We start from the raw sequence: 21,358 nt of genomic DNA, 5'->3' as shown, positions 1-21,358 counted from the left end.
CCCGGCACCGACTCCGGCACCGGGGCCGAGGCTAGGCGGCGCGGTGCTGGTTGACGGTGTTGCGCACCGGACGCTGGTCCGGGTCCATGAAGCGGGGCATGATCACCTGTGGCACCCCGCCGTTCGCAATGACCTTGATCAACCCCGCGTGCACATCGTGGTGGTGCTTCTCGCACAGCATTGCGCCCCAGTATACGGAGGTCACGCCACCTTCGGACCAAAGCCAGATGTGGTGGATGTTGCAGGACTCCGGATCGCGGGTGCACCCGGGCACGATGCAGCCTCCGTCGCGCACCGTGATCGCCAGGCGCATCGGCTCGGTGTGGTACCGCGCGGCCCGGCCCAGGTCCAGGACCTGGCTCTTGCCGCCGAGCACCAGCGGGATGATTTTCGCCTCGGCCAGTGTGCGGCGCAGCTGCGCGGCGGACAGCTGATGCCCGTGCAGGGTGATGCCGTGGGTGGCGGCACGCTCCTCAAGCTCGGCCAGCGTGAGGGTGACGACGACCTGCGGCGCCACCGTGGCCACGCCCTGCGCCCCGTTGGTATCCCCGGTCCCGGGCAGCGGGTCCTGCCCGCCGGGTTCCACCAGCTTGCGCAGCCGCTGCGAATTGATGCGCAGGAAGCCGAGCAGGGCGTTCAGCCGGCGCAGCGCCACGGAGGGCTCCGGGGCAGGATCGGGCTCGGTGTGGGCGGCGGCTTCCTCGTCGGTCACGAAATCAGGGTGTTCGGGGATGGGGGCGGCGGATTCCTGACGCCCGAACGCGCCGAAAACGACGTTTGACTGACCTTCGCGCGCCTGCTGGCCGGCTTGGGTGCGCGGATTGTCCGCCTGCGCGACAATGGAGTCGAACAGCTCCGCGCCCAGCGGGTCCAGCAGCAGCTCGATGCAGGTCAACCCGTGGCGGGTGCCGCGACGGAACAGGCCCGCCAACGCGGCGGGATCCTCCTCTTCGGTCTGGGTGCGGGCCTGCTTGAAGATCTTGTTCACCCGCCGCTGCCGCGAGGTCGACTGCGGTTCGTCCAGGGCGTCGTCGATAAGCTGCTCCAGCAGCGCGCCGGAGGCATCCTGCGCGGAAGCGGTGCAGGGGGCCGCGAATTCGGCGGCAGGTTCCTCGAACTTCTCCAGCCGGCGGGCGGCGGAGAGGATTTCGCGCGGGTGCTGGCCGGGATCCGCGAACCTGGCGGCCAGCCGGGTGAACTGCGGAGGGTGCTGCTGGTGCTGGTAGTCGAACTGGGCGATGACGTGGTGGGCATCGGCCATCCGGCGCCGCGCCTCGAAGAAGTCCACATCCAGCCAGGCGGCGGCCAGTTCCTCGGGGGAGGTGAAGCTGGGGCGGCCCTCGCACAGCTGCGGCGGCAGCGCCAGGTCGGGTTCGGTCTCGCGCAGCGCGTCGAGCTCAAGCACCGACAGGCCATGGGCGGCGCTTGCCTCGATCAGGTGCGCGGCGTGGATCTGGACGCGCACGGATTCGTCGGCGGTTTCCTCCGCCGCGGCGGCCAAGGCCAGCGCGAAACGCGGATCGGCGGACGACGACGGGCCGCCGGCGGAGCGCACTCGGCGCAGGAGCGCGGGGATGAGCACGGCGAGGGCCAACGCGTCTCCGGCGCCCAGATCCGGCTGCTCCAGCCTGCGGGACAGGTCCTCGAGGACCTGCGTCAGTGGTGTGCTCATGGGCCCAGCATGCTCCCGCGCCGCCGGCCGCGGCGAGGGGCCGGCGAAAATGTGGATAACTATTTTTTGCGGGCTGTTCCCCCCGGGGTCAGCCCCGGCGGCGGGTGGAGGCGGTGACGGTGAAGGTCTTGTCGCGTGCCAGCTGGCGGGTGGGGCCGATGCGCCGGGCCAGCTCGCCGCGGTAGCGCAGGTGCGAATTGAACACGCAGAGCAGCTCGCCGCCGTCGGCCAGCACGCGGGCGGCGTCGTCGATCAGCTTGAAGGCGATGTCCGCGGTGACCGCATTGCCGATGTGGAACGGCGGGTTCAGCGTGATCAGAGTGGCGCTGGCCTCCGGCAGCCGGGACAGGGCGTCGTCCTGCACCGCGTCGATCCGCTCCGCCAGCTGGTTGGCGCGAGCGGCGGCCAGCGTGGAGGCGACGGCGGAGGCCGAGTGGTCACAGGCGGCGATGCGCAGCTGCGGGTGCGTGAGCGCCGCATAGATGCCGATGGAGCCGTTGCCGCAGGCCAGGTCCACCAGCGTCCGGTGCGCGGAGAGGTCGGGCAGGTGCTCCAGCAGCAGCCGGGTGCCCGGGTCCAGCCGGGCTGCCCCGAAGGTCGCGGCGCCCGCGGCCAGCGTGAAGGCGGTGCCGTTGACCTGGTGCTCGGCAAGCTGCGGGAAACGGCTGGCGGGGCGGGTTTCGCGCACCCCGCAGGCGGTGAGCACCCGGGACTTCTGCCTGGCCAGCGAGACGTCGACGCGCGAGAAGCGCTCGTCGAGCACCTGGTTCATCGAGCGGTTCATGTGCTTGATGCGCCCGCCGGCGAACACCTGCACCGCCGGGTCCGCCGTTGCGGCGATGGCGTCGGCCTGCTCGGCCAGCACGTCCAGCCCGCGCGGCAGGTTCATCAGCACGAGGCGCGCGCCGCGGGCCGCCTCGTCCAGCGAGGTGAACGCGACCCGCTCGGCCCACTGCGGGGCCAGGGATTCGAGGTTGTTCTCGATGGCGCGGCGGGAGGTCAGCGCGTCGGTGAATACACGCACCGTTCCGGCCCCGCGGGCCAGCGCCCCGAGGGTGAGCGCCCCGTAGTGGTCGCCGATCACGGCGAGCGTGCCGGGCCAGGGGGCGCCGAGCTGCGCCAGCGCTGCGGCGCAGGTGTCAAGCACCAGCCGGTCGGCGGCGTCGACCGCGAACAGGTTTTCCGCCTGCACGTCGGGCCAGCGGCTCAGCTGCGCGAGCAGGGCCCGGGCAGGGTCGGCGGGGGTCTGCGCGGGGGCCGGGATGCCGGCCGGGTCATGCTCGGTGCTCATGGAAGGTCCACCCATTTGGTGTCGAAGGGCTGCAGCCGGCCCGCGCCGGAAGTCAGCGCGGCGGTGAAGGCTGCCAGTTGGCCGGCGTCGTGCTCGGTGTCGTCGATCCCGATGTGCAGCACGGCGTGCGCCGCTTCCCAGACGCTGGGTTCGAGCTGGTAGCCGGCGGCACGCAGCTCGTTCTCCCAGCGCGCGGCCAGCGCGTGCGGGGCGGGCAGCGTGAAGATGCGCAGGCGCTGGCGCACATGCAGGGTCGAATGCTCCAGGGCCTGTGAGACCGAATCGGAGTAGGCGCGGACCAGGCCGCCGGCGCCGAGCTTGATGCCGCCGAAGTAGCGCACGCACACTGCCAGCACGTCGGACAGGTCGGTGCCGTGCCCGGTGTCGCGCTTGGCGAGGGCTTCGAGCATCGGGATGCCGGCGGTGCCCGAGGGCTCGCCGTCGTCGTTTGAGCGCTGGATCATCCGGTCCGGGCCCAGGATGAAGGCGCTGCAGTGGTGGCGGGCGTCGAAGTGCGTTTTGCGCAGCGCGGCGATGTGCTCGCGGGCCTGCGCCTCGGATTCGACCCGGAAGAGGTAGGTGATGAAGCGGGAGCGCTTGATCTCGACCTCGTGGACGCTGTCGCGGCTCAGGGTGGTGTAGGCCGACGCGCGAGAATCGGTGGAGTTCATTATCACCAGTTTATCGCGCGGCGCGCCAAGCGGTCCGGAAGCCGGTCCGGAAGCCGGGCCGCGGCAATAGTCCGCGCTGCACGATTTAACACGATGTGTGCACCTCGCAACGGTTTTTCAGGTTGATTTATCCGTGGTTTCAGCATTGACGCTAGGCCTTGGGGGTGGGAAAATATTCTCCACATGGGGCATCTACTGGGGCTGGTTTTGCATTGCTGGGGGAGTTGCCAATGGCTGCATCGTATGAAATTGAGCTGCTTGACCGATGGCGTCTGATTGCTGACTGCCAGCCGGTTAAACTGCGTTTGCGTGAACAGCGGGTGCTGACCCTGCTGGCGGTCCATGGACCGGTCTCGCGGCGCCGGATGGCCGGAATGCTCTGGCCTGAAACCACCGAAATGCGCGCGGCCGACAGCCTGCGCGTAAGCCTGTGCCACATCCACCAGCAGTGCCCCGGGGCGATCCGCTGCGACGACGGGTGGGTGGAAATCGACCCTGCGGTATCCGTGGACCTGCACACCCTACGCCACCGGCTGCAGCACTTGTTGCTGGCCCCGGACGCCGACAGCCTGCAGGAGGACATTTTCCTGAACACCCGCCAGCTGCTGCCCGACTGGGACGAGCCGTGGCTGTTCGAGGAGCAGGAGGCGCTGCGCCAGCTGCAGCTGCGCGCGCTGGAGACCGCGTCGGCGCAGCTGCTGAACCTGGGGCTGCAGCATCGGGCCTGGCAGCTGGCGCAGAGCGCGCTGCGGCTGGATCCGATGCGCGAATCGGCTGCGAGCCTATGCGCCCGCGCCGAATCCGGGCAGGGCAACAACGCCTCGGCCACCGCGGGGCTGCTGCAATTCATCGGGCGGCTGAAGACCGAACTCGGGGTGGAACCGGGTCCCGAGCTGCTGCACACACTCACCCAGCTGCGCGGCGCGTAGCCGCCTAGCCGCCCGGCCGCCTAGCCGCCCGGCCGCCGCGGCACGGACGGTGCGCCAGGCCGCGGTGCGCCGTAAACCCGGTGCAGGCCGGCCCCGTACTAGGCTGGAACCCATGATGCATGTGGGCCTGACCGGTGGGGTGGCATCCGGTAAATCAGTAGTGGCGGCGAAATTGGCACAGCTCGGGGCGGTGGTGATCGACGCCGACGCGCTCGCGCGGGTGGTCGTCGAGCCGGGCACCCCCGGGCTGGCGGCGATCCGCGAAACCTTCGGCGAGCACATGCTGCAGGCCGACGGGACGCTGGACCGCGCGGCGCTGGGCGCTCTGGTGTTCTCCGACGACGGCGCCCGCGAAAAACTCAACGCGATCGTGCACCCGCTGATCCGCGAGGAAGCCGCCCGCCTGCGCCAGGCCGCGGCCCCCGGGGCGCTGGTGGTCGAGGACGTGCCGCTGCTGGCCGAATCCGGGCAGGCCGGGGCCTACGACGTGGTCATCGTCGTGCAGGCCCCGCGCGAGGAGCGCATCCGCCGCATGGTCGAGGACCGCGGCTGGACCCGGCAGGACGCCGAGGCGCGCATGGCCGCGCAGGCCACCGACGAGCAGCGCGCCGAGATCGCCGACTACCTGCTGGTCAACGACGGCACCCGGGAACAGCTGCTGGCCCGGGTCGAGGAGCTCTACCGGCAGGAGCTGGTGCGCTGATGCTGAAAACCGCCAAGTGGATCATGCTCGCCAGCTTCGCCGCCGCGCTGGTGCTCTGGCTGGGATTCGGTGGGCGCAGCGAATTCGTCGCCTCCGACGGGCCCTACTCGCCGGTGGTATATATCAGCGGCTGGCTGGCCCTTCTCGGGCTGGTGGCCGCGACCTGGCTAACGGTCGGGTTCTTCGGAGGGGCCATCCGCCGCACCGTGGCGCGCAATTCCATCCGCTACGGCATGAAGCGTGGACGCTAGGAAGCCTGAGACGCAGCGAGGCGCGGCAGGCCACGTGGCCCGCCGCGCATCATGCACTATCCCGGTGCGGAATCGGGCACCGGATCAGGAACCGCCCGGATCGGGCAGTCGGTCCAGCACCATGGGTTCTGGCGCAGCGTCCGGCCCTCCGGCGGCCATCTGGCCCAGCGCCATCGGCGTGGGCGCCGACCCCGTTGCGTCCTGTCCGGCTGCGGAAGCCGCCAGCTGTTCCAGCGGCATCGGAGACGGGGCCGAGGAATCCGCTCCGCCTCGGGAACCGTCCCCGCCGGTGCCGGCAACACTGATCTTGATCTCGTAGTCCTTGCTCATGTGCGTTTGCACCCCTTTCTTGGACCGTCGGGCTAGAGGTAGACCTGGGTGATGTTCTTCGCCGCATCCAGCACGATGTACACCTGCTTGCCGGTGGCCTTGGCCACCGAGAGCACCAGGTGGACGTTGGTCACCCCGTCGGTCGCTCCGGTCAGCACCTTGTGCCAGGCGTTGTCCGAGGCCAGATGGGCCCAGGCGTTCTGCGAATGGTTCGAGGTGAAGATCTGGTTGATGGTGGTCCACATGGTTGATCCTTCTTTCACGTTGCTCGTTCACGGTTTCACAGGTAGCACTGCGAGATGTTTGACGCGTCGGCGACGACGGTGACCTTCAGGCCCTTGGCCTGCGCCAGCGCGAGCATGGCCAGCATGTTGGTGATGCCGTCCGGGGCGCCGGTGGTGATCTTGCGCCATCCCAGGGTTCCCACGTGCGCCCATGCGTTCTGCGCATTGACGGTTGCGAAGACCTGGTTGACCGAGATGTTGTAGTAGGTGGCCGGACCGTTGTTCCGGGTGGCCACCGTCATCGAATGGGCGACGGCGGAGACGGACTCGATGTCCAGTCCCGAGCCGCTGCCGTCCCACCAGTTGCTGTTCGGTGCCGAGGAAGGGCCGAAGCTGGAGCCCGACCCTCCGTAGAGGTCGGTGGCGTCGCCGTAGTTCACCCGCCGCTCCAGATCGAAGCGGTTGTCCGCCTGCTCCAATGACAGTTCGTAGTGCTTGGCCGGGGTCATCTCCTGGTTGCTGTTGTTGCCGGTGGTGTCCACATGCCAGATCGCCACACCCGAATCAGGCAGCGAGGCGTCCCTGCCGGCCTGCTCGCGGTTCTCCACGATGAAGTACTCCGTGGCGCTGCGCGGATGCAGCAGGAACTCGTTGCGCCCTGCCGCGATGGTGTAGCTCTGCCCGGAAGCCATGGTGGTGGCCGCCGAGGACCAGCCCGCCGCATGCTTCAGGTAGGCGTCGACCTGGGTCGGGTTCTTGTCGTTGCCGCCGTAGCACATCAGCGAATAATGCCCGACGCCCAGGCCAACCCCGACGCTGTCGTAGTCGTACAGGTCCGGGAAGTCGCACACCATGTGCCCGTTCTCGTGGCAGAACGTGCGCAGCGTGAGCTGGTTGCCCAAATCCGTGATCTGGTAGTCGGAGAAGCGGCGCGTCGCGCTGAGCACGTACGGCGAGGCCAGCGCCCAGCTGTGCGGCCATAACCCTTCGCTCCACGCGTTCGAGCGCACCCCGGCGTAGAAGACGCTCAGCGCCTTGATGTAGCCGCCCGCGTCGGACGTCAGCGAGGAGAAGTCGAAGCCGGCCGCGACCAGGCTGTCCAGCGCCTCGCGGATCAGCTCCTGGGCCCGGGTGCCGTAGCTGATGGCGGGGTCCGTGTAATAGGTGCGCGGATGCGCCGCCCGGTAGTAGGCGGCCACGAGGTTCTTGTAGGACAGCTTGCCGTCCGAGACGTCGCGGAAGTAGTCGAACGCCGATCCGTTGTTGCCGAAGCCGGTGTAGCCCGCCAAGTTGCAGAAGTCGTCGACCTCCTGCCGGCTGATCGTGGCCGGGAAGTCGCTGAAATCAATGAGCAGCACCAGCCCCCGGAAATTTCCGGTGGTCGGGTTCGCCGGCGGCGCCGCATCAGGGGAGGCCGACTGCGCCTTCAGCTGCGCCTGGGCTCCGGTGCGGCGCTGCATCCAGCGCGGCACCGGCCCTAGGGATTCGCGCGTCTCGCGGGCCTGCATGGCGCTGGATTCGCGGGTGATGCGCAGATGCTGCGGCAGGTTGAGTGTTTGCGGATCGGCGGTGTCTACGCGCTCGCCGGTGGGCTGCAACGATTCGCCGTTCTCGGCGAGCGCCGCGTACTGGTAGAAGCCGTCCTCGCCCTTGACGACGGTGTAGCCGTCCAGGGTTTCGAAGACCGCGTGGAACTGGTTGCCCCAGCCCTTGAGCGTCAACTCGGATCCGTCGGGGTTCTGAAAGGTGAATAATTCGCCTTGGAATGGGACTGGCATTCGGGTGCCTTCCTCCCTTGGGTGGCGTGGATTGGAATGGATCCCGCGCCGGCCGTGGCGAAGCGGCGGCAGACGGGACCCGCAAGGGCACAGCGAGGGGAGGTTCGAGAAAGCCGGCCCCCGGGTGTGCGTGTCAACGGCCAAGGGGACCGGGCGGCAATACATGCACCGGTTCGCCCCAGGACTCGCCCGTCCCCGGATGATCCGGCGGCGAACGTGCTGCCCCTACTATCGCGCGGCGAAATTACTGCGGTGTTGCCCCGGCATTACCGCTGCGGCACCCCGTTGGCCACGGCGATCGTTCCATGCCCGAAACGGAGGGCGGATCGCAGCTTGGAACAGAGCGAGTAGCACCCGAGAGCGGGATACGGCGTCTTTGCGGGGGTGTGGTTGCTCTATGGCCGGGTGGAGAGTCTGGGCGGTAGCAACCTTGGCCCTGGTTCACGCAGGTACCAGGTACTTGCCGCCGCCCAAGCAACATCTGCCCCCCCGAATCAATCAGGCTCAACTCGTCGAAAAGCGGCATCGGCGAATACCTGGTCCCGTTCCAGCAAGGTCTCGATCGCGCGAGCCTGCTGGACGGAGCAGGAGGAAGCCTCCGGCCGTGTCACCCCTTGCTGCGGCTGCCCCTCGCAGTGATGATCGACGATGTGCCCGGAACCCGGCGGGCCACGATCCTGAGGTTCGCATCAGACTTGGCCGCAGGGCAGACCGAAGTGATTACCGGCCGCCATCTATTGGCCAAGCACCCAATCGACGCGGACTGGGCACCGTCGAACAAGATGGTCTACGGATGGAATTCTTGGTGGCCTCACCGAGCACGTGGAATAACTCCTGCTGCGGTGAGCCGATCGTGCAGGTACACCATGTTGGCAGGCTACTTGTGCTGCCCTGTTTGCGGAGCGACACGGTGGCAATCTGGCCTGCGCTGTTTGAAGCGCTGGAAGGATCCATGTCGATGGGCACCGGCCGCGGCTCATTCTGCGCGGAAATCTCTCTTGCGGGGAACCTGTACGCCGCGGGTTTTCGCTGGGCGGGGTACCGGATCGCATCGGGTCGCCGGTTCTCATGCCCGCCGTGCTTGATGGGGCAAAGCGCTACTTCGACTGGGCCGATGCCATGGCGCGCCGCCCCATCCCGAGACCCCGAGCGCATCGAGGCGATTAACCGATTGCTGGATTCTTTCAGCCAATCGCCAGCAGCGCGCAAAGAGTCGGGACCCAGGGCGTAGCCTAGATGTATGAGTCTTGCACAGCCCATCAAACGAGTTGTCGCCCCCTTCGAGGTCATCAGCGAATACGAGCCTGCTGGCGACCAGCCGCAGGCCATCGCGGAGCTGACGCAGCGGATCCAGGCCGGTGAGAAGGACATCGTGCTGCTCGGCGCGACCGGTACCGGCAAATCCGCGACCACCGCCTGGCTGGTCGAGCAGGTGCAGCGCCCCACCCTGGTACTGGTGCAGAACAAGACCCTGGCCGCCCAGTTGGCCAACGAGTTCCGCGAGCTGATGCCGAACAACGCGGTCGAGTACTTCGTGTCCTACTACGACTACTACCAGCCCGAGGCCTACGTGCCGCAAACCGATACCTTCATTGAGAAGGACTCCTCGATCAACGAGGAGGTCGAAAGGCTGCGCCACTCGGCCACCAACTCGCTGCTGACCCGCCGCGACACCATCGTGGTCGCTACGGTCTCCTGCATCTACGGTCTGGGCACCCCGGAGGAGTATGTCGCCGGGATGGTGACGGTGCGCCAAGGCGAGGAGCTGAACCGCGACGCGATGCTGCGCCAGTTCGTGGCCATGCAGTACACCCGCAACGACATGGACTTCCACCGCGGCACCTTCCGGGTGCGCGGGGACACCGTGGAGATCATCCCGATGTACGAGGAGCAGGCGGTGCGCATCGAGTTCTTCGGCGACGAGGTGGAAGCGATCTACACGCTGCATCCGGTCACCGGCGAGGTGATCCGCGAGGAAACCGAGATGTACATCTTCCCGGCCAGCCATTACGTGGCGGGAGCCGAGCGCATGCACAAGGCGATCAAGTCCATCGAGGACGAGCTGGCAACGCGGCTGAAGGAACTGGAGTCGCAGAACAAGCTCGTCGAGGCCCAGCGGCTGCGCATGCGCACCACCTACGACCTGGAAATGATGGAGCAGATGGGCTTCTGCAACGGCATCGAGAACTATTCGCGGCACATCGACGGTCGTGCGCCGGGTTCCGCCCCGCACTGCCTGCTGGATTACTTCCCAGACGACTTCCTGCTGGTCATCGACGAATCCCACGTGACCGTACCGCAGATCGGAGCCATGTACGAGGGCGACATGTCGCGCAAGCGCACGCTGGTGGAGCACGGGTTCCGCCTGCCCAGCGCGATGGACAACCGTCCGCTGAAATGGGATGAGTTCCTGGAGCGCATCGGGCAGACGGTGTACCTGTCGGCTACCCCGGGAAAGTACGAGCTGGGCAAGTCCGACGGCTTCGTGGAGCAGATCATCCGCCCTACCGGCTTGATCGACCCGGAGATCATCGTCAAGCCGACCAAGGGCCAGATCGACGACCTGCTGGATGAGATCCGCACCCGCGTGGATCGCGACGAACGCGTGCTGGTCACCACCCTGACCAAGCGCATGGCGGAAGACCTGACCGACTACCTGACCGAGCACCAGGTGCGCGTGCAGTACCTGCACTCGGACGTGGACACGATCCGGCGCGTGGAGTTGCTGCGCGAACTGCGCATGGGCTCCTTCGACGTGCTGGTGGGCATCAACCTGCTGCGCGAGGGCCTTGACCTGCCCGAGGTGTCGCTCGTGGCGATCCTGGATGCCGACAAGCAAGGCTTCCTGCGCTCGGCGACTTCGCTGATCCAGACCATCGGCCGCGCAGCCCGCAACGTGTCCGGCCAGGTGGTCATGTACGCGGACAAGATCACCGACGCCATGAGCCAGGCGATCGAGGAGACCAACCGCCGCCGGCAGATCCAGCGGGCGCACAACGAGAAGCACGGCATCGACCCGATGCCGCTGCGCAAGAAGATCGCGGACATCACCGACCAGCTGGCCAGGGAGGACGCCGACACCCAGGAGCTGCTGAACAACAACCGGTTGGCCAAGGGCGCCAAGCGCACCTCGGCGTCGTCGACAGTGCGCAAGGACGGCCTGGCCGCCGCGCCGGCCGAAGACCTGCTGGGCCAGATCGAAGAGATGACCGGACAGATGCACGCGGCGGCGGCCGAGCTGCAGTTCGAGCTGGCGGCCCGGCTGCGTGACGAGGTGGCGGAGCTGAAGAAGGAGCTGCGGCAGATGAAGGCCGCCGGCCACGCCTGAGCGGCACTGCCTTCGGCAAAACGTCAACCCCGTCCGGACAAAAATCCCCGCCGGGACGGGGTTTCGCGCGCCCGGATGTCTGACTTGGCGTAGGACGCCCCACCCGGGGCTGTGATTTCGCTGTGGGATACAATGGTTGATTGGACGTAGGGGAGTATCCCAAATGCTGTGAACGTCAGCACGCGAATCAACGGCGATTCGCCGGGCGCAGCAGCCGAATTTCGCACCGCCGGATCGCGGTGCGGCCGGCGGAGAGACTTGCGAATATCAGCCATACCCTGCAATGAAAGGTCGCTCTTCCGTGGGCATTTCCGGGTTAACACTTCAATTTGAAACCATCGCACTGATCGTGCTGTGCGCGGTGCTCGTCGCCGATCTACTTTATGTGACCAAGCGTCCGCACATTCCTTCCATGAAGGAAGCTGGCATCTTCGTCGTCATCTACATCGGCCTGGCGCTGGCCTTCGGCGGCGTGCTCTGGTGGCAGGCAGGCCCGCAGCTCGGCCAGGAATTCTACGCCGGCTGGGTTACCGAATACGCACTGTCCGTGGACAACCTGTTCGTGTTCATCATCATCATGGCCCGCTTCTCGGTACCGCGAAAGTACCAGCAGGAAGTGCTGATGTTCGGCATCATCATCGCGCTGATCCTGCGCGCGATCTTCATCGTGGCCGGCGCAGCCATCATCGAGCAGTGGTCGTGGGTCTTCTACATCTTCGGAGCCTTCTTGCTGTGGACCGCATGGAACCAGCTGAAGGACGAGGGCGACGAAGACGAGGAAAGCGGCCTGGTCAAGAAGCTGACCAGCAAGCTGCCGATCTCCGACAGCTTCGACGGAAACAGGCTGCGCACCGTGGTCGACGGCAAGAAGCTGTTCACCCCGATGGTGATGGTGTTCATCACCATCGGCATGACCGACCTGCTGTTCGCCTTCGACTCGATCCCCGCGATCTTCGGGCTGACCCAGTCGGCGTTCATCGTGTTCACCGCGAACATCTTCGCCCTAATGGGCCTGCGCCAGCTGTACTTCCTGCTCGGCGGCCTGATGAACCGACTGGTGTTCCTGAAGCACGCACTGAGCTTCATCCTTGCGTTCATCGGCGTCAAGCTGGTCTTCCACGCCCTGTATGAGAACCAGGTGCCATTCATCAACGGCGGCGAGCCGCTGCACCAGTTCGCCTGGCTGGACATTCCGGTGGGCATCTCCCTGCTGGTGATCCTCGGCGCGATTGTCGTCGCCACCGTGCTGTCGCTGTGGACCCCGATGGGCCGCCGAGCCGCCGAAAAAGCCGAGGAAGCCGAGGCGATTTCCGCGGCAGCCAAGGCCGCGGCCGAGGCCAACGACGGCAAGTAGCAACGTCAGGCGAACTGCCCGCCGCCTGCCCGACCAGGGCCGGTCAGGCGGGCTTTTCGCTGTCCGGAATCCACCATTAACGCATTCTGCTAGGGTACACATCATGAGCACCACACCGTCCGCCGTCACCGAAACCGCCGCAGGAATTGCGGTGGCCTCCGGCACCCTCTCCCGACTGCTGGGGCATGCCGCCGGGCAGGGGCGATCCGTCACCGCCTGGCGCGTGCTCTCCGGGCTGGACCGGGACGGGGCGCAGCGCGTGGGGGATCTTGCACTCCAGCAGCGCGTCGCGCAGCCGACCATGACCGGACTGGTCATCAGGCTGGAACAGGACGGCCTGGTCGCCCGCCGTCCCGATCCCCACGACGGCCGCGCCAGCCTAGTCGAATTGACCGGGCAGGGCAGGAACGAGGTCGAAGCCTACCGGTTGCGCGCCTACACGGCGCTGGCCGGCGGCATCCAGACGCTGCCCGAAGCCGACCAGCAGATCCTGGGCACCGCCGCGCCGTTGCTGCAGAAGCTGTGCGATGAACTGGCCGCCCAGCTGGACGGCTGAACGGCCTGAACGCGCCAGCCAGGCCTAGGACCCGGAAAGGCCCTTCGCGGCGGCTTCCGGGTCCTCGCCATTTGTCATGGCCAGCAGTCGGCGGAAGATCGCCGGACCCTCGTCGCCCAGCCCGTCGTGGTGGAAGTCCTCGGTCACCCAGGCCTGCAGGCCCTTGACTCGCGAGGCGGTTTCCAGCGACAGTTCGCGGTCCACGTAGACGTCGTCGTGGTAGACCGCCGCGGCCACCGGCACGGTGTTCTCGGCCAGCACACCCAGGTCGTACAGCGGGCCGAAGTGCTCGTGCTCGGCCAGGATCCGGGCCACGTCCTCCAGCGGGCGCAGGGCCGGGTCCTCGGCGAAGTGCCAGCGGAAGATCATCTCCCCGGTCAGCAACGGGGTCTTCGCATGCGAGGTGAACTGCGGGAACTCCGGCAGCACCGCCTCGGCCGCGAAGTTCGTCGCCGAGCCCTGGGCGTAGATGCTCTCGTGCATCAGCGCATACAGCGGGTTGGCGGCGAAGGATGACTGCGCGTAGAGCGCCTCCAGGAAGGTGTCCGACAGGCGCGGGCCGCCGGGGGTGTCGATGAACGCTTCCTCGAACACATGGTGCAGCAGGTGCACCCGGCTGTTGCCGCCTAGGTACATGCCCAGCATCTGCACCAGCGGCACGGTGACGCGCTGCCCGTTGGGCAGCACCTCGTCGCCGCCGTGGCGCACGTGCTCGTAGATCCGGCCCAGGACCTCGAAGTCCTGCGGATACCAGGAGAAGTACTCGGTATTGCGTTCGGCCATGCGCTGGTAGGTCGCCCGGTAGACATCCCGCGGATCGGCATCCAGGGAGGCCAGGCCGCCGGTGACCAGGCAGCGTTCGAGGGACTGCGGGAACAGCGACAGGTAGGTGAGCGTGCAGAACCCGCCGTAGCTCTGGCCCAGGGTGCTCCACATGTCGATGCCCAGGTGCTCGCGCAGCGCCTCGGCATCGCGCACGATCGAGTCCGCGCGGAAGTGCTCCAGGTAGCGGGCCTGGGCGGCGAAGTCGCCGCGCAGCGGCAGGGACTTCCGGGTGGCAGGGGTGGACAACCCGGTGCCGCGCTGGTCCAGCAGCAGCACGCGGAAGTGCTTGACCGCCTCGGCCAGCCAACCGGACAGGGATCCGGGACGCGGGGACTTCCCGCCCGGTCCGCCCTGCAGGAACAGCAGCCAGGGCAGGGTCGCATCGGTGCTGATCTCGCGGGCGAACACGCTGATCTTCTCGCCGGCCGGGCGCGTGTAGTCCAGCGGGACCTCGATGCGGTGCTCGGTGACGTCCATGCCGCGGTAGTGGTTCATCGTGCTGCTCCTTTGGTGCCCAGGGCGGTCAATGCGTCGCCGTCCAGGCGGCGGGTGGTCCAGCCGTCCATGGAGGACGAACCGATCGAATCGTAGAACTTGATGGCCGGCTCGTTCCAGTCCAGCACCGCCCATTCCAGGCGCTTGTAGCCGCGCTCGACGCAGATCTGCGCAAGCGTTTGCAGCAGCGCGGTGCCGGTGCCCGATCCGCGCCGGGCGGAGCGCACATACAGGTCTTCCAGGTGGATGCCGTGGCGGCCCTCCCAGGTGGAGTAGGTCAGGAACCAGATCGCCACGCCGATCACGGTGCCGGACTCGTCCTCGGCCACGTGGGCGAAGACCTTGGGGTCCGCGCCGAAAAGGTGGCTCTGCAGGTCCTGCACGGTGTTGCGCACCGCGTCCGGCTCCTTCTCGTACACTGCAAGTTCGTGGATCAGCTCCAGAATCTGCGGGCAGTCGGCCGGTGTTGCTTCGCGCACATTACTCATGTGCTCAAGCTTACCGCCGCCGCGCCGCCAATTCGTCGGTGACCAGTCTTAAGGTTGAATCCATGATGGGTGGACACCACGCCATGAGCGGCGCTGCCGCATGGCTAGCAATTACGACTCCGGTGAGCATTGGCTCCGTAGACCTCGGCTTCGGCGCGCTGCAGATGGATCGGTGGGAAACGCTGGCTGGGGCGATCGTGTGCGCGGGCGCCGCGCTGCTGCCCGACGCGGACCACCACGGCGCCACTATCGCCAGGTCGCTGCCGCCCATTTCAAGCATCTTCACCCGCATCATTGGCAAGGTCTCCGGCGGACACCGCAATGGCACCCATTCCATCCTAGGCATGGCGTTTTTCATCCTGCTGGCCTGGCTGGCCAACGGCTGGGCGGTGCAGACCGCGGCGCTGGGCATCGTGTATCCGGCCGCCGCGCTGTTCGCGGTGTTGCTGATCTCCTTCGCCGTGAAGTCGGTGAAGTTCATGCCCCCGGCCCTGTGCTGGGTCATCGCGCTGGCGGCCGGGGCGTTTGTCGGCATGAATACGCCCGAGGAGAACCAGTGGTTCCTGCTGGCGGTCGCCGTCGGCGTGGCGGCGCACGTGCTGGGGGACATGCTCACGATCGGTGGCTGCAACCTGATCTGGCCGATCAAGATCCGCTCCCCGCGCTGGTTCCGGCGCCTGCCGGTCATCGGCTCGGTGTGGAAGGCCAACGGACGGGTTGCCGTGCCGGTTCTGGCTGCAACCGGGTCCGCCGCCGAATGGACTCTGGCCTCACTGCTCACCGTGTACGTGGGGGTCGCACTGATCGTCGCATGACCGCGCCGGCAGGACCGGGGATGCGGCAGATCCTGGTAATGCTCGTGTAACGGGCGCCGGCGGACACTGGGCTTATCCGTGTACCGGCGTATCTCCCAGGCGGGCCTCGCGGTCCTGCACCGGGGTGGTGTTGCTGGTTCCTTGTATCCTGCCGGCGACGCGCAGAGCTGCGCCGGCGGGTTGAAATGCTATGCATTTCCCTGAGCCGTGGGAGATCATCGAGGTACTGACCATGCCGAACACCGGCCCCCTTCCGCAATTCACCGCAAACATGGCCCAGCAGCGTTTTCCGATAGTCGTTTCGGATCTCACCGCCTTGCAGGATGAAGCGCGCTATCTATCCCAATTGCCGCCGCCGGCGGTCCATCAAAACAGCGCGGTGCAGGATGTCGCCAAGCTGGACGAGGCGATCAAGCAGCACCTGAAGACCGCGCAGGCGCGGCTGACCAATCCGCGGTTCAAGATGATGCTGGGCACCACGCTCATCGGCAGCGTCCTGGCCCACCTGCACGCGGCGGAGTCCATGATGTTGCGGCGCGGAGACACCGACTATCTCATGGGGAAGCTGCCCAAGATCCGGACCGATATCAGGAACCACCTCGCAACGATGGATCCGCAGCGAATTTCGTTCGAACAGCTGGTCAAGGACCTGGAGGAGATCCACACCACCGCTGACAAGAAACGGGCTTATCTGCAGCAACCGCATATCCGCGAGGAAATCATCAGCGCGAGCATCGCAGCCAATATGGCCTACCGCCGGGAGTATGCGCGAATGCTCAGTTTCCATCGGGGCTTGAGCGTCTGGAGCGTCGTATTGCTCATTCTGAGCATCGGGTTGGGGCTCTGGGGAGTGGCCAGGCCGACCGATCTGGCGATCTGCTTCAACCCGGAAGGGAAAAACGTCGTGGTGTGCCCGAGCAACGAAAGTCCGCTCCCGGCAACCCTTGCTGCCACCGGGGATGGCGCCGGCGGAACGACATCCGAAGCAGATGGCAAGAGCAGCGAATCCGTCGCCGCCGAGAACAGGGCAGTTTTCGACCGGGATGCGGTGATCGCGCAGACGGCCGGCAAGGCGGATATATTCCTGCTGATTTTCGTTGGCATGGTTGGCGCTGCCATCACGGCAGCCAGTTCCTTCAGGAAGGTCGGCGGCACGGCGACGCCCTTCAACCTTGCGATCGCGTTGGCTTTCCTGAAGCTGCCATTGGGCGGGCTGACCGCCGTATTCGGACTCTTGCTGATCCGCGGAGGATTCTTCCCCGGCCTCTCAGACCTCGACAGCGCCCCGCAGATCATCGCGTGGGCGGTCATTTTCGGTGCCGCGCAGCAGCTGTTCACCTCCATGGTGGAGAAGCAGGCCAAGCGGGTGCAAGACCAGGTCGGGGAGATCGACGAACCTGCAAGGGCCTGATCTTCGAGACGAGGAAGGAATATCCGAATGCCGCTGGCCAACGGGTACGGGGTGCTGATCGGGACCCTGCACGACTACTACCGGGACCCGCCGGATGACTTCGGGCGCTACTACCACGGCAACCTGGTGATCCACGCGCCGGCCGGCAACTACAAGTGCGCCATCGACGTGGATCCGAAGAACATGCCCGACGGCGTGCAGTGGCGCACCGTGCGGCTGCGCGCGCTGGACTTCGCGGCGCTGTCTTCCCTAGCCGACGGCTGGCACCCGCTGGCCTCCGATCCGTCCTCCGGGGCGCTGGACTACATCCGCGCCGCGGTGCTGCACCCGCCGGTCATCGTCCACCTGCTGCGCTTTTCAAGCTGCCTGAACCGGCTGCTGGCCTGGCTGCGCTGGAACCCGCCGTGGAAGAGCGGTACCGGGTTCCAGGCGCTGACCGAGCTGGAAAGCGTGATTTATGCGGGCACCCGGTTCTTCGTGTTCGGCGAGCCGTTCTCCAGCGGGCTGGGAGTGCACAACGTGCACCAGAACCAGGGCGACCCGGTGGGCGGCGGGCACGATGCGGAGAACTGGATCTGGCAGGATGGCGGCACCATCGTGCTCAAGCCAGACGGGAGTCTGCTGGGATTCCTGAACAAGTTCCAGACCCAGTCGTTCAAGACCGATCAGACGGGCCGTCCGGCCTAGGTGTACAGCCCAGGGCGCAAGGGCGCCCCGGACCGTCCGGGATCCGACGGTCCGGGGCGCGATGCCGCGCGCGGCTACCAGTACATGATGCTTGACTTGCCGCTGCCGCCTGCCCAGTACAGGCGCAGCCGCACCACGTAGCGGCGCCCGGCCAGCAGGCGGGTCTTCAGCTGGGCGTTCAGCCCGGTGCCGCTGTCGTCGTCGCCGCCCAGGTAGCGCAGCGAGCCGTTATCGTCCTCGAAGAGCACCAGCACCATGTCGGATTGGCCGAACGTGGCGATCGTGTAGTCCTGCGAGGCGTCCGGGACGATGGTGAAGTCCGCCTGCTGCCCGGCGGACAGCTGCAGCACCTTGGATTCAAAGGCTTTCAGCTCGGTGACGGCGGCGGTGGTGGCCGGGTAGAACTTCTTGGCCCACTCCTTGTCCTGGTCCGAGAGCCCTCCGGCAGGTTCCAGGCCGCCGGAATACTGGGCGGGCTGCACGATCAGGCCTGCGGGGAACCAGTACTCCATGACAGAGTTCGGATCCCACGGGGAGCCGTCCACCTCCTGCGCGCTGAACTTGTGCAGCACGTTCTGCTCGGTCTGCGCCCGCGTCCAGAAGTTCGGGGACCCGGTGAAGAACTTGTAGACCGCGTCCTCGTCCCACACGATGCCGGAGAACGGGTTCTGGTGCTCGTGCGGCAGGCCCAGGCTGTGCCCGATCTCATGCAAGGCGGTGGTGTGCCCGTAGTCGTCGGTCAGGTCCCAGCCGAAATTCATGGTGGTTTCGGTGGCGGGTATGCCCAGCAGGTCGCGTCCCACATAGGACCAGGATCCGTCAGCCTGGTCGAAGGCGATGCGGATTTCAGAGGATCCGCGGTCGGTGGTCTCGGTGAACTTCAGGCCCAGCGGCAGGGCCTTCCACTCGGCGAAGGCCTGGCGCACGGCTTCGCGCTGCGCTTCGGGCCCGTCGATGAAGAAGTAGTGCAGCTCGGTCTCATTGACCCAGACCTTGGACAGCACCCGTATGAGGCGCATCCGCAGGTCCGGCAGACCGGCCGGAAGCTCGCGTTGGACGATCGGCTTGGTCAGGCACAGCGGCCGGTTTTCATTGCTCATATCCTGCTCCCTGGATTCAGGTTTCACGGAGTTTCGAGGGTGCGCGCCGCACCGGGTGCGGTGCGGCGCGCGGTCTGCCTAGCTGACGTAGACGAGCGGAACGCCAAGGTAGTTGGCATTGCCGTCGGCGAAGTTCAGCTGGGCGTTGGAGCCTCCGCCGCGCGCGTAGACGTAGAGCGCGACGGACAGCAGCAGGTAGGCCTGGTCGGCACCGAGCAGATCCGAATAGTACATCGTGCGCCAGCCGTCGAAGCGGTCGTTGACGTTGATGTTGTCATCCCCGGTCGACAGCACGTTCACGCTGCCGGCCGGCTTGTAGTTGTACTGGTAGCCGCGGGCGGTCATCGAGATGTTGACCTTCGCCTCCTTGGAGTCGAACCATCCGTCGTCCGCCCGCACGATGTAGAAGCCGTTGAACGGGACGTAGATGGTCTGGGCGTAGTTGCGGTTCTCCGGGGCGCGGAAGGTGAACCACCAGTCCATGTACAGGGTGAACGAGCCGGCGCCGGTGCCGAAGAGCCCCGAGCCGGCGCCGCTGGCCCAGCAGGACGCGTCGATGTTGCCGGGGTTGTAGCCCTGCCAGGCGATGGCCCCGTTGGAACCGTGTAGCGTGCCGTAGTACGGGGTCAGCCAGCCCACCGCCGCCGCGGAAGGCCCGTTGCCCATGACCGCGGAGAGCGCCGTAGATTCGCGCGGCGCCTGCTCGGCCAGCGTTGCCGCGCAGGACTTCATGTCCTTCGCCGCTGCTTCCTCTGCGGAGGAATCGCTGCCCAGGTACGAGGCCAGGGATTCCGGCAGCGAGTCCTGCAGCGCGGCCAGGCTGCGCTGCCCGCGCGTCTCGACGTCGGCCAGCCGGTCGGCCTGCGCCTTCTGCAGGGCGACGACCTCTTCGCGCCGGGCCGCTAGCAGCCGGTCGAAGACCAGATCGGTCCCCTCATTGATATCCGCCATGATTTTTCCCCCTCATGCTGAGGCCAACGCCCGTGCCGTAGCCGGTGGATACCGGGTCGGCCGCCCGGGTTCGGGCGCGTCGGCCGCGTGGAGGCTCCAGCGTAGCCGGAGCGTCGTTACCCGGTTATTACCCCGGCGTTACGCGCCGGGATCATCCGGTGGACACCCGGTAGGCGACGCTGTTCAAGGTGGCCGGGTCCTCGTCGAAGGTGCCATGCGCGGAGGCCAGGCAGCGCCGGCCCGGGGCGCCGACTTGGGTCTTGGACCAGGTCGCGTCCGCCGCGGCGGTGCCCAGGAAGCCGGTCAGGTCCGCATCCGCGGCGACCGAGCGTTCCAGGCCGAGCAGGCCGACGCCGCGTTCGGCTTCCAGCGCGGAGCTGATCAGGCAGAGCAGCGAGCGCGGGTAAAGCCACAGCACGCTGTCGTCTTCTTCCAGCTGCCGGTGCAGGCCGAACAGGTGCAGCTGTTCGATGCCCTGCGGCGAGCCGACGAGCGGGCGCAGCAGCCGGTTGAAGTCGGCGATGGAAAGGGCCGCTGCCAGCAGGTTCAGCGAACTGACGCCGGTGCCCGAGCCGTGCTGCAGGTACAGCGGCAGGAAGCGTGAGTGGAAGATCGCGCCGGCCGAATGCCCTGCCGCGTGCACCTGGACGGCGCCGGGATTCCGGGCGGTGAATTCGGCTAGCCGCTGCGCCACGTAGGCGGCGCCGCCGTCCGCGGCCACGGCCTGGTCCGCGCCGACCTTCATTTGCGCCCAGACCTTCTGGCCCAGCGGGCGCACTGCCCGTTCCACCCCGGCGCTCCACAGGTCCTCGACGAGGTTGCGGGCCCGGCCCTGTTCCTGCAGCTCGCGGGCGCCGCTGCGCGGCAGCAGCGAGCACAGGGCGTCGAGCAGCCCGGTCTCCCAGATGAAGAAGATAGGGTAGATGCCGTGTTCCAGCCAGTGCGGCAGCAGGCGGGAAGCGCCGATGATGCCGCGCGCCTCGCTGACCAGCCCGCCGTGCGCCCAGAAGAGCAGCCGCAGCGGGCCCTCGTGCTGCTCCATGTAGCGGGGCAGGTGCTCGGCGAAGATCGCGTCCACGTCCTCGGCGCTGGTGACCAGGGCGCCGTCGTCGGAGAACTGCCCGTTGGAGAGGTTGACCAGGTGCGGGCGCAGGGCCTCCAGGTCAAGGGTGGGAGGCAGCGAATGCAGCGTCGCCGGTTCGGCTGGCTGCAGGCTCAGCAGTATCATGGGGTGCTCCTTTGCGGTGCCGCGAACGCGGTGTTGGCACAAAGGATGGGCGCTGTAGCGTTACCGGAGCATTACCCGCCGGCTTGGGCCGGGGGATTCTCGCCCCGGTACACCATGGCCAGGCCTGCGGCGAGCAGGGCGAACTGCACGATGGTGGGCACCGCGCCTTCGGCGGAGAACAGCACCGACCAGCCGCTGAGCAGCAGCACTAGGGTCGGCAGGAGGATCAGTGCGCCGCACAGGCGCAGCCGCGGACCGTTCATGGCCAAAT

21 protein-coding genes are annotated in these 21,358 nt (G+C 67.1%); 9 read left to right on the top strand and 12 right to left on the bottom strand.

Annotated elements, in window-relative coordinates; all coding sequences use genetic code 11:
- Positions 1-31: 31 nt before the first annotated feature.
- The 3 genes from ACTX90_RS10440 to ACTX90_RS10430 all read right to left on the bottom strand — a co-directional run bounded on the left by ACTX90_RS10440 (position 32) and on the right by ACTX90_RS10430 (position 3,634).
- Positions 32-1,672 (bottom strand): HNH endonuclease signature motif containing protein, encoded by a 1,641-nt coding sequence (locus ACTX90_RS10440; protein WP_443442054.1) that lies wholly within the window; start codon positions 1,670-1,672, stop codon positions 32-34.
- An 88-nt stretch (positions 1,673-1,760) separates the two neighbouring features.
- Positions 1,761-2,963 (bottom strand): class I SAM-dependent methyltransferase, encoded by a 1,203-nt coding sequence (locus ACTX90_RS10435; RefSeq protein ID WP_424677975.1) that lies wholly within the window; start codon positions 2,961-2,963, stop codon positions 1,761-1,763.
- Positions 2,960-3,634, bottom strand: coding sequence for an IMPACT family protein (locus tag ACTX90_RS10430; RefSeq protein ID WP_047119379.1), 675 nt, complete (start codon positions 3,632-3,634; stop codon positions 2,960-2,962). Before ACTX90_RS10430 ends, ACTX90_RS10435 begins: the two co-directional genes overlap by 4 nt.
- Before the next feature lie 230 nt (positions 3,635-3,864).
- Between ACTX90_RS10430 and ACTX90_RS10425 the strand changes: the two genes are divergently transcribed.
- From ACTX90_RS10425 to ACTX90_RS10415, 3 genes are all read left to right on the top strand, one after another.
- Entirely contained in the window at positions 3,865-4,563 is a 699-nt protein-coding gene (locus ACTX90_RS10425) for an AfsR/SARP family transcriptional regulator (protein ID WP_047119378.1), read from the top strand.
- 112 nt (positions 4,564-4,675) lie between these two features.
- Positions 4,676-5,266, top strand: a complete 591-nt coding sequence (coaE, locus tag ACTX90_RS10420) for a dephospho-CoA kinase (protein WP_047119377.1) — start codon at positions 4,676-4,678, stop codon at positions 5,264-5,266.
- Entirely contained in the window at positions 5,266-5,517 is a 252-nt protein-coding gene (locus tag ACTX90_RS10415; protein WP_113606403.1) for a hypothetical protein, read from the top strand. Before coaE ends, ACTX90_RS10415 begins: the two co-directional genes overlap by 1 nt.
- Before the next feature lie 84 nt (positions 5,518-5,601).
- Here ACTX90_RS10415 and ACTX90_RS10410 read toward each other — a convergent pair whose 3' ends face one another.
- Genes ACTX90_RS10410 through ACTX90_RS10400 form a run of 3 tightly spaced genes read right to left on the bottom strand, consistent with a single transcriptional unit; the run spans position 5,602 to position 7,849 of the window.
- On the bottom strand, positions 5,602-5,847 hold the full coding sequence (locus tag ACTX90_RS10410; RefSeq protein ID WP_113606402.1) for a hypothetical protein: 246 nt from the start codon (positions 5,845-5,847) through the stop codon (positions 5,602-5,604).
- A 32-nt stretch (positions 5,848-5,879) separates the two neighbouring features.
- A complete protein-coding gene (locus ACTX90_RS10405; protein ID WP_047119374.1) occupies positions 5,880-6,092 on the bottom strand; it encodes a hypothetical protein in 213 nt (70 codons plus the stop codon).
- Between the two features lie 35 nt (positions 6,093-6,127).
- Positions 6,128-7,849 (bottom strand): M6 family metalloprotease domain-containing protein, encoded by a 1,722-nt coding sequence (locus ACTX90_RS10400; RefSeq protein ID WP_443442053.1) that lies wholly within the window; start codon positions 7,847-7,849, stop codon positions 6,128-6,130.
- 1,240 nt (positions 7,850-9,089) lie between these two features.
- Here ACTX90_RS10400 and uvrB point away from each other — a divergent pair.
- The 3 genes from uvrB to ACTX90_RS10385 all read left to right on the top strand — a co-directional run bounded on the left by uvrB (position 9,090) and on the right by ACTX90_RS10385 (position 13,087).
- Positions 9,090-11,177 (top strand): excinuclease ABC subunit UvrB, encoded by a 2,088-nt coding sequence (gene uvrB / locus ACTX90_RS10395; RefSeq protein ID WP_047119372.1) that lies wholly within the window; start codon positions 9,090-9,092, stop codon positions 11,175-11,177.
- Positions 11,178-11,460: 283 nt separating this feature from the next.
- Complete coding sequence (locus ACTX90_RS10390) at positions 11,461-12,531, top strand: TerC/Alx family metal homeostasis membrane protein (protein WP_053798314.1); 1,071 nt, start codon at positions 11,461-11,463, stop codon at positions 12,529-12,531.
- Positions 12,532-12,634: 103 nt separating this feature from the next.
- Complete coding sequence (locus ACTX90_RS10385) at positions 12,635-13,087, top strand: MarR family winged helix-turn-helix transcriptional regulator (RefSeq protein ID WP_053798313.1); 453 nt, start codon at positions 12,635-12,637, stop codon at positions 13,085-13,087.
- A gap of 24 nt (positions 13,088-13,111) precedes the next feature.
- Here the strand turns inward: ACTX90_RS10385 and ACTX90_RS10380 are convergent, their stop codons facing one another.
- Both ACTX90_RS10380 and ACTX90_RS10375 read right to left on the bottom strand, forming a co-directional pair.
- Positions 13,112-14,407, bottom strand: a complete 1,296-nt coding sequence (locus ACTX90_RS10380) for an alpha/beta fold hydrolase (protein ID WP_424677972.1) — start codon at positions 14,405-14,407, stop codon at positions 13,112-13,114.
- A complete protein-coding gene (locus ACTX90_RS10375; protein WP_047119368.1) occupies positions 14,404-14,895 on the bottom strand; it encodes a GNAT family N-acetyltransferase in 492 nt (163 codons plus the stop codon). Before ACTX90_RS10375 ends, ACTX90_RS10380 begins: the two co-directional genes overlap by 4 nt.
- A gap of 38 nt (positions 14,896-14,933) precedes the next feature.
- On the opposite strand from ACTX90_RS10375, the gene ACTX90_RS10370 reads away from it, so the two are divergent.
- The 3 genes from ACTX90_RS10370 to ACTX90_RS10360 all read left to right on the top strand — a co-directional run bounded on the left by ACTX90_RS10370 (position 14,934) and on the right by ACTX90_RS10360 (position 17,808).
- Positions 14,934-15,710, top strand: a complete 777-nt coding sequence (locus ACTX90_RS10370) for a metal-dependent hydrolase (RefSeq protein ID WP_231735939.1) — start codon at positions 14,934-14,936, stop codon at positions 15,708-15,710.
- A 190-nt stretch (positions 15,711-15,900) separates the two neighbouring features.
- Complete coding sequence (locus ACTX90_RS10365) at positions 15,901-17,121, top strand: hypothetical protein (RefSeq protein WP_443442052.1); 1,221 nt, start codon at positions 15,901-15,903, stop codon at positions 17,119-17,121.
- Between the two features lie 27 nt (positions 17,122-17,148).
- Positions 17,149-17,808, top strand: coding sequence for a DUF2278 family protein (locus ACTX90_RS10360; protein ID WP_113606397.1), 660 nt, complete (start codon positions 17,149-17,151; stop codon positions 17,806-17,808).
- Between the two features lie 74 nt (positions 17,809-17,882).
- Here the strand turns inward: ACTX90_RS10360 and ACTX90_RS10355 are convergent, their stop codons facing one another.
- The 4 genes from ACTX90_RS10355 to ACTX90_RS10340 form a co-directional block, all read right to left on the bottom strand.
- On the bottom strand, positions 17,883-18,908 hold the full coding sequence (locus ACTX90_RS10355) for a M12 family metallopeptidase (RefSeq protein WP_047119365.1): 1,026 nt from the start codon (positions 18,906-18,908) through the stop codon (positions 17,883-17,885).
- Positions 18,909-18,986: 78 nt separating this feature from the next.
- The gene (locus ACTX90_RS10350) at positions 18,987-19,859 is read right to left on the bottom strand and encodes a hypothetical protein (RefSeq protein WP_047119364.1); all 873 of its coding nucleotides are present in this window, start codon (positions 19,857-19,859) and stop codon (positions 18,987-18,989) included.
- A 151-nt stretch (positions 19,860-20,010) separates the two neighbouring features.
- Positions 20,011-21,087, bottom strand: a complete 1,077-nt coding sequence (locus tag ACTX90_RS10345; protein ID WP_443442051.1) for a hypothetical protein — start codon at positions 21,085-21,087, stop codon at positions 20,011-20,013.
- Positions 21,088-21,158: 71 nt separating this feature from the next.
- Entirely contained in the window at positions 21,159-21,350 is a 192-nt protein-coding gene (locus tag ACTX90_RS10340; protein WP_047119362.1) for a hypothetical protein, read from the bottom strand.
- Between the last annotated feature and the right edge of the window lie 8 nt (positions 21,351-21,358).

It is taken from the genome of Glutamicibacter soli (assembly GCF_052322135.1).
GTDB classification, from domain to species: Bacteria; Actinomycetota; Actinomycetes; order Actinomycetales; family Micrococcaceae; genus Glutamicibacter; species Glutamicibacter soli.
This window is presented reverse-complemented; position numbering and strand designations above follow the sequence as displayed.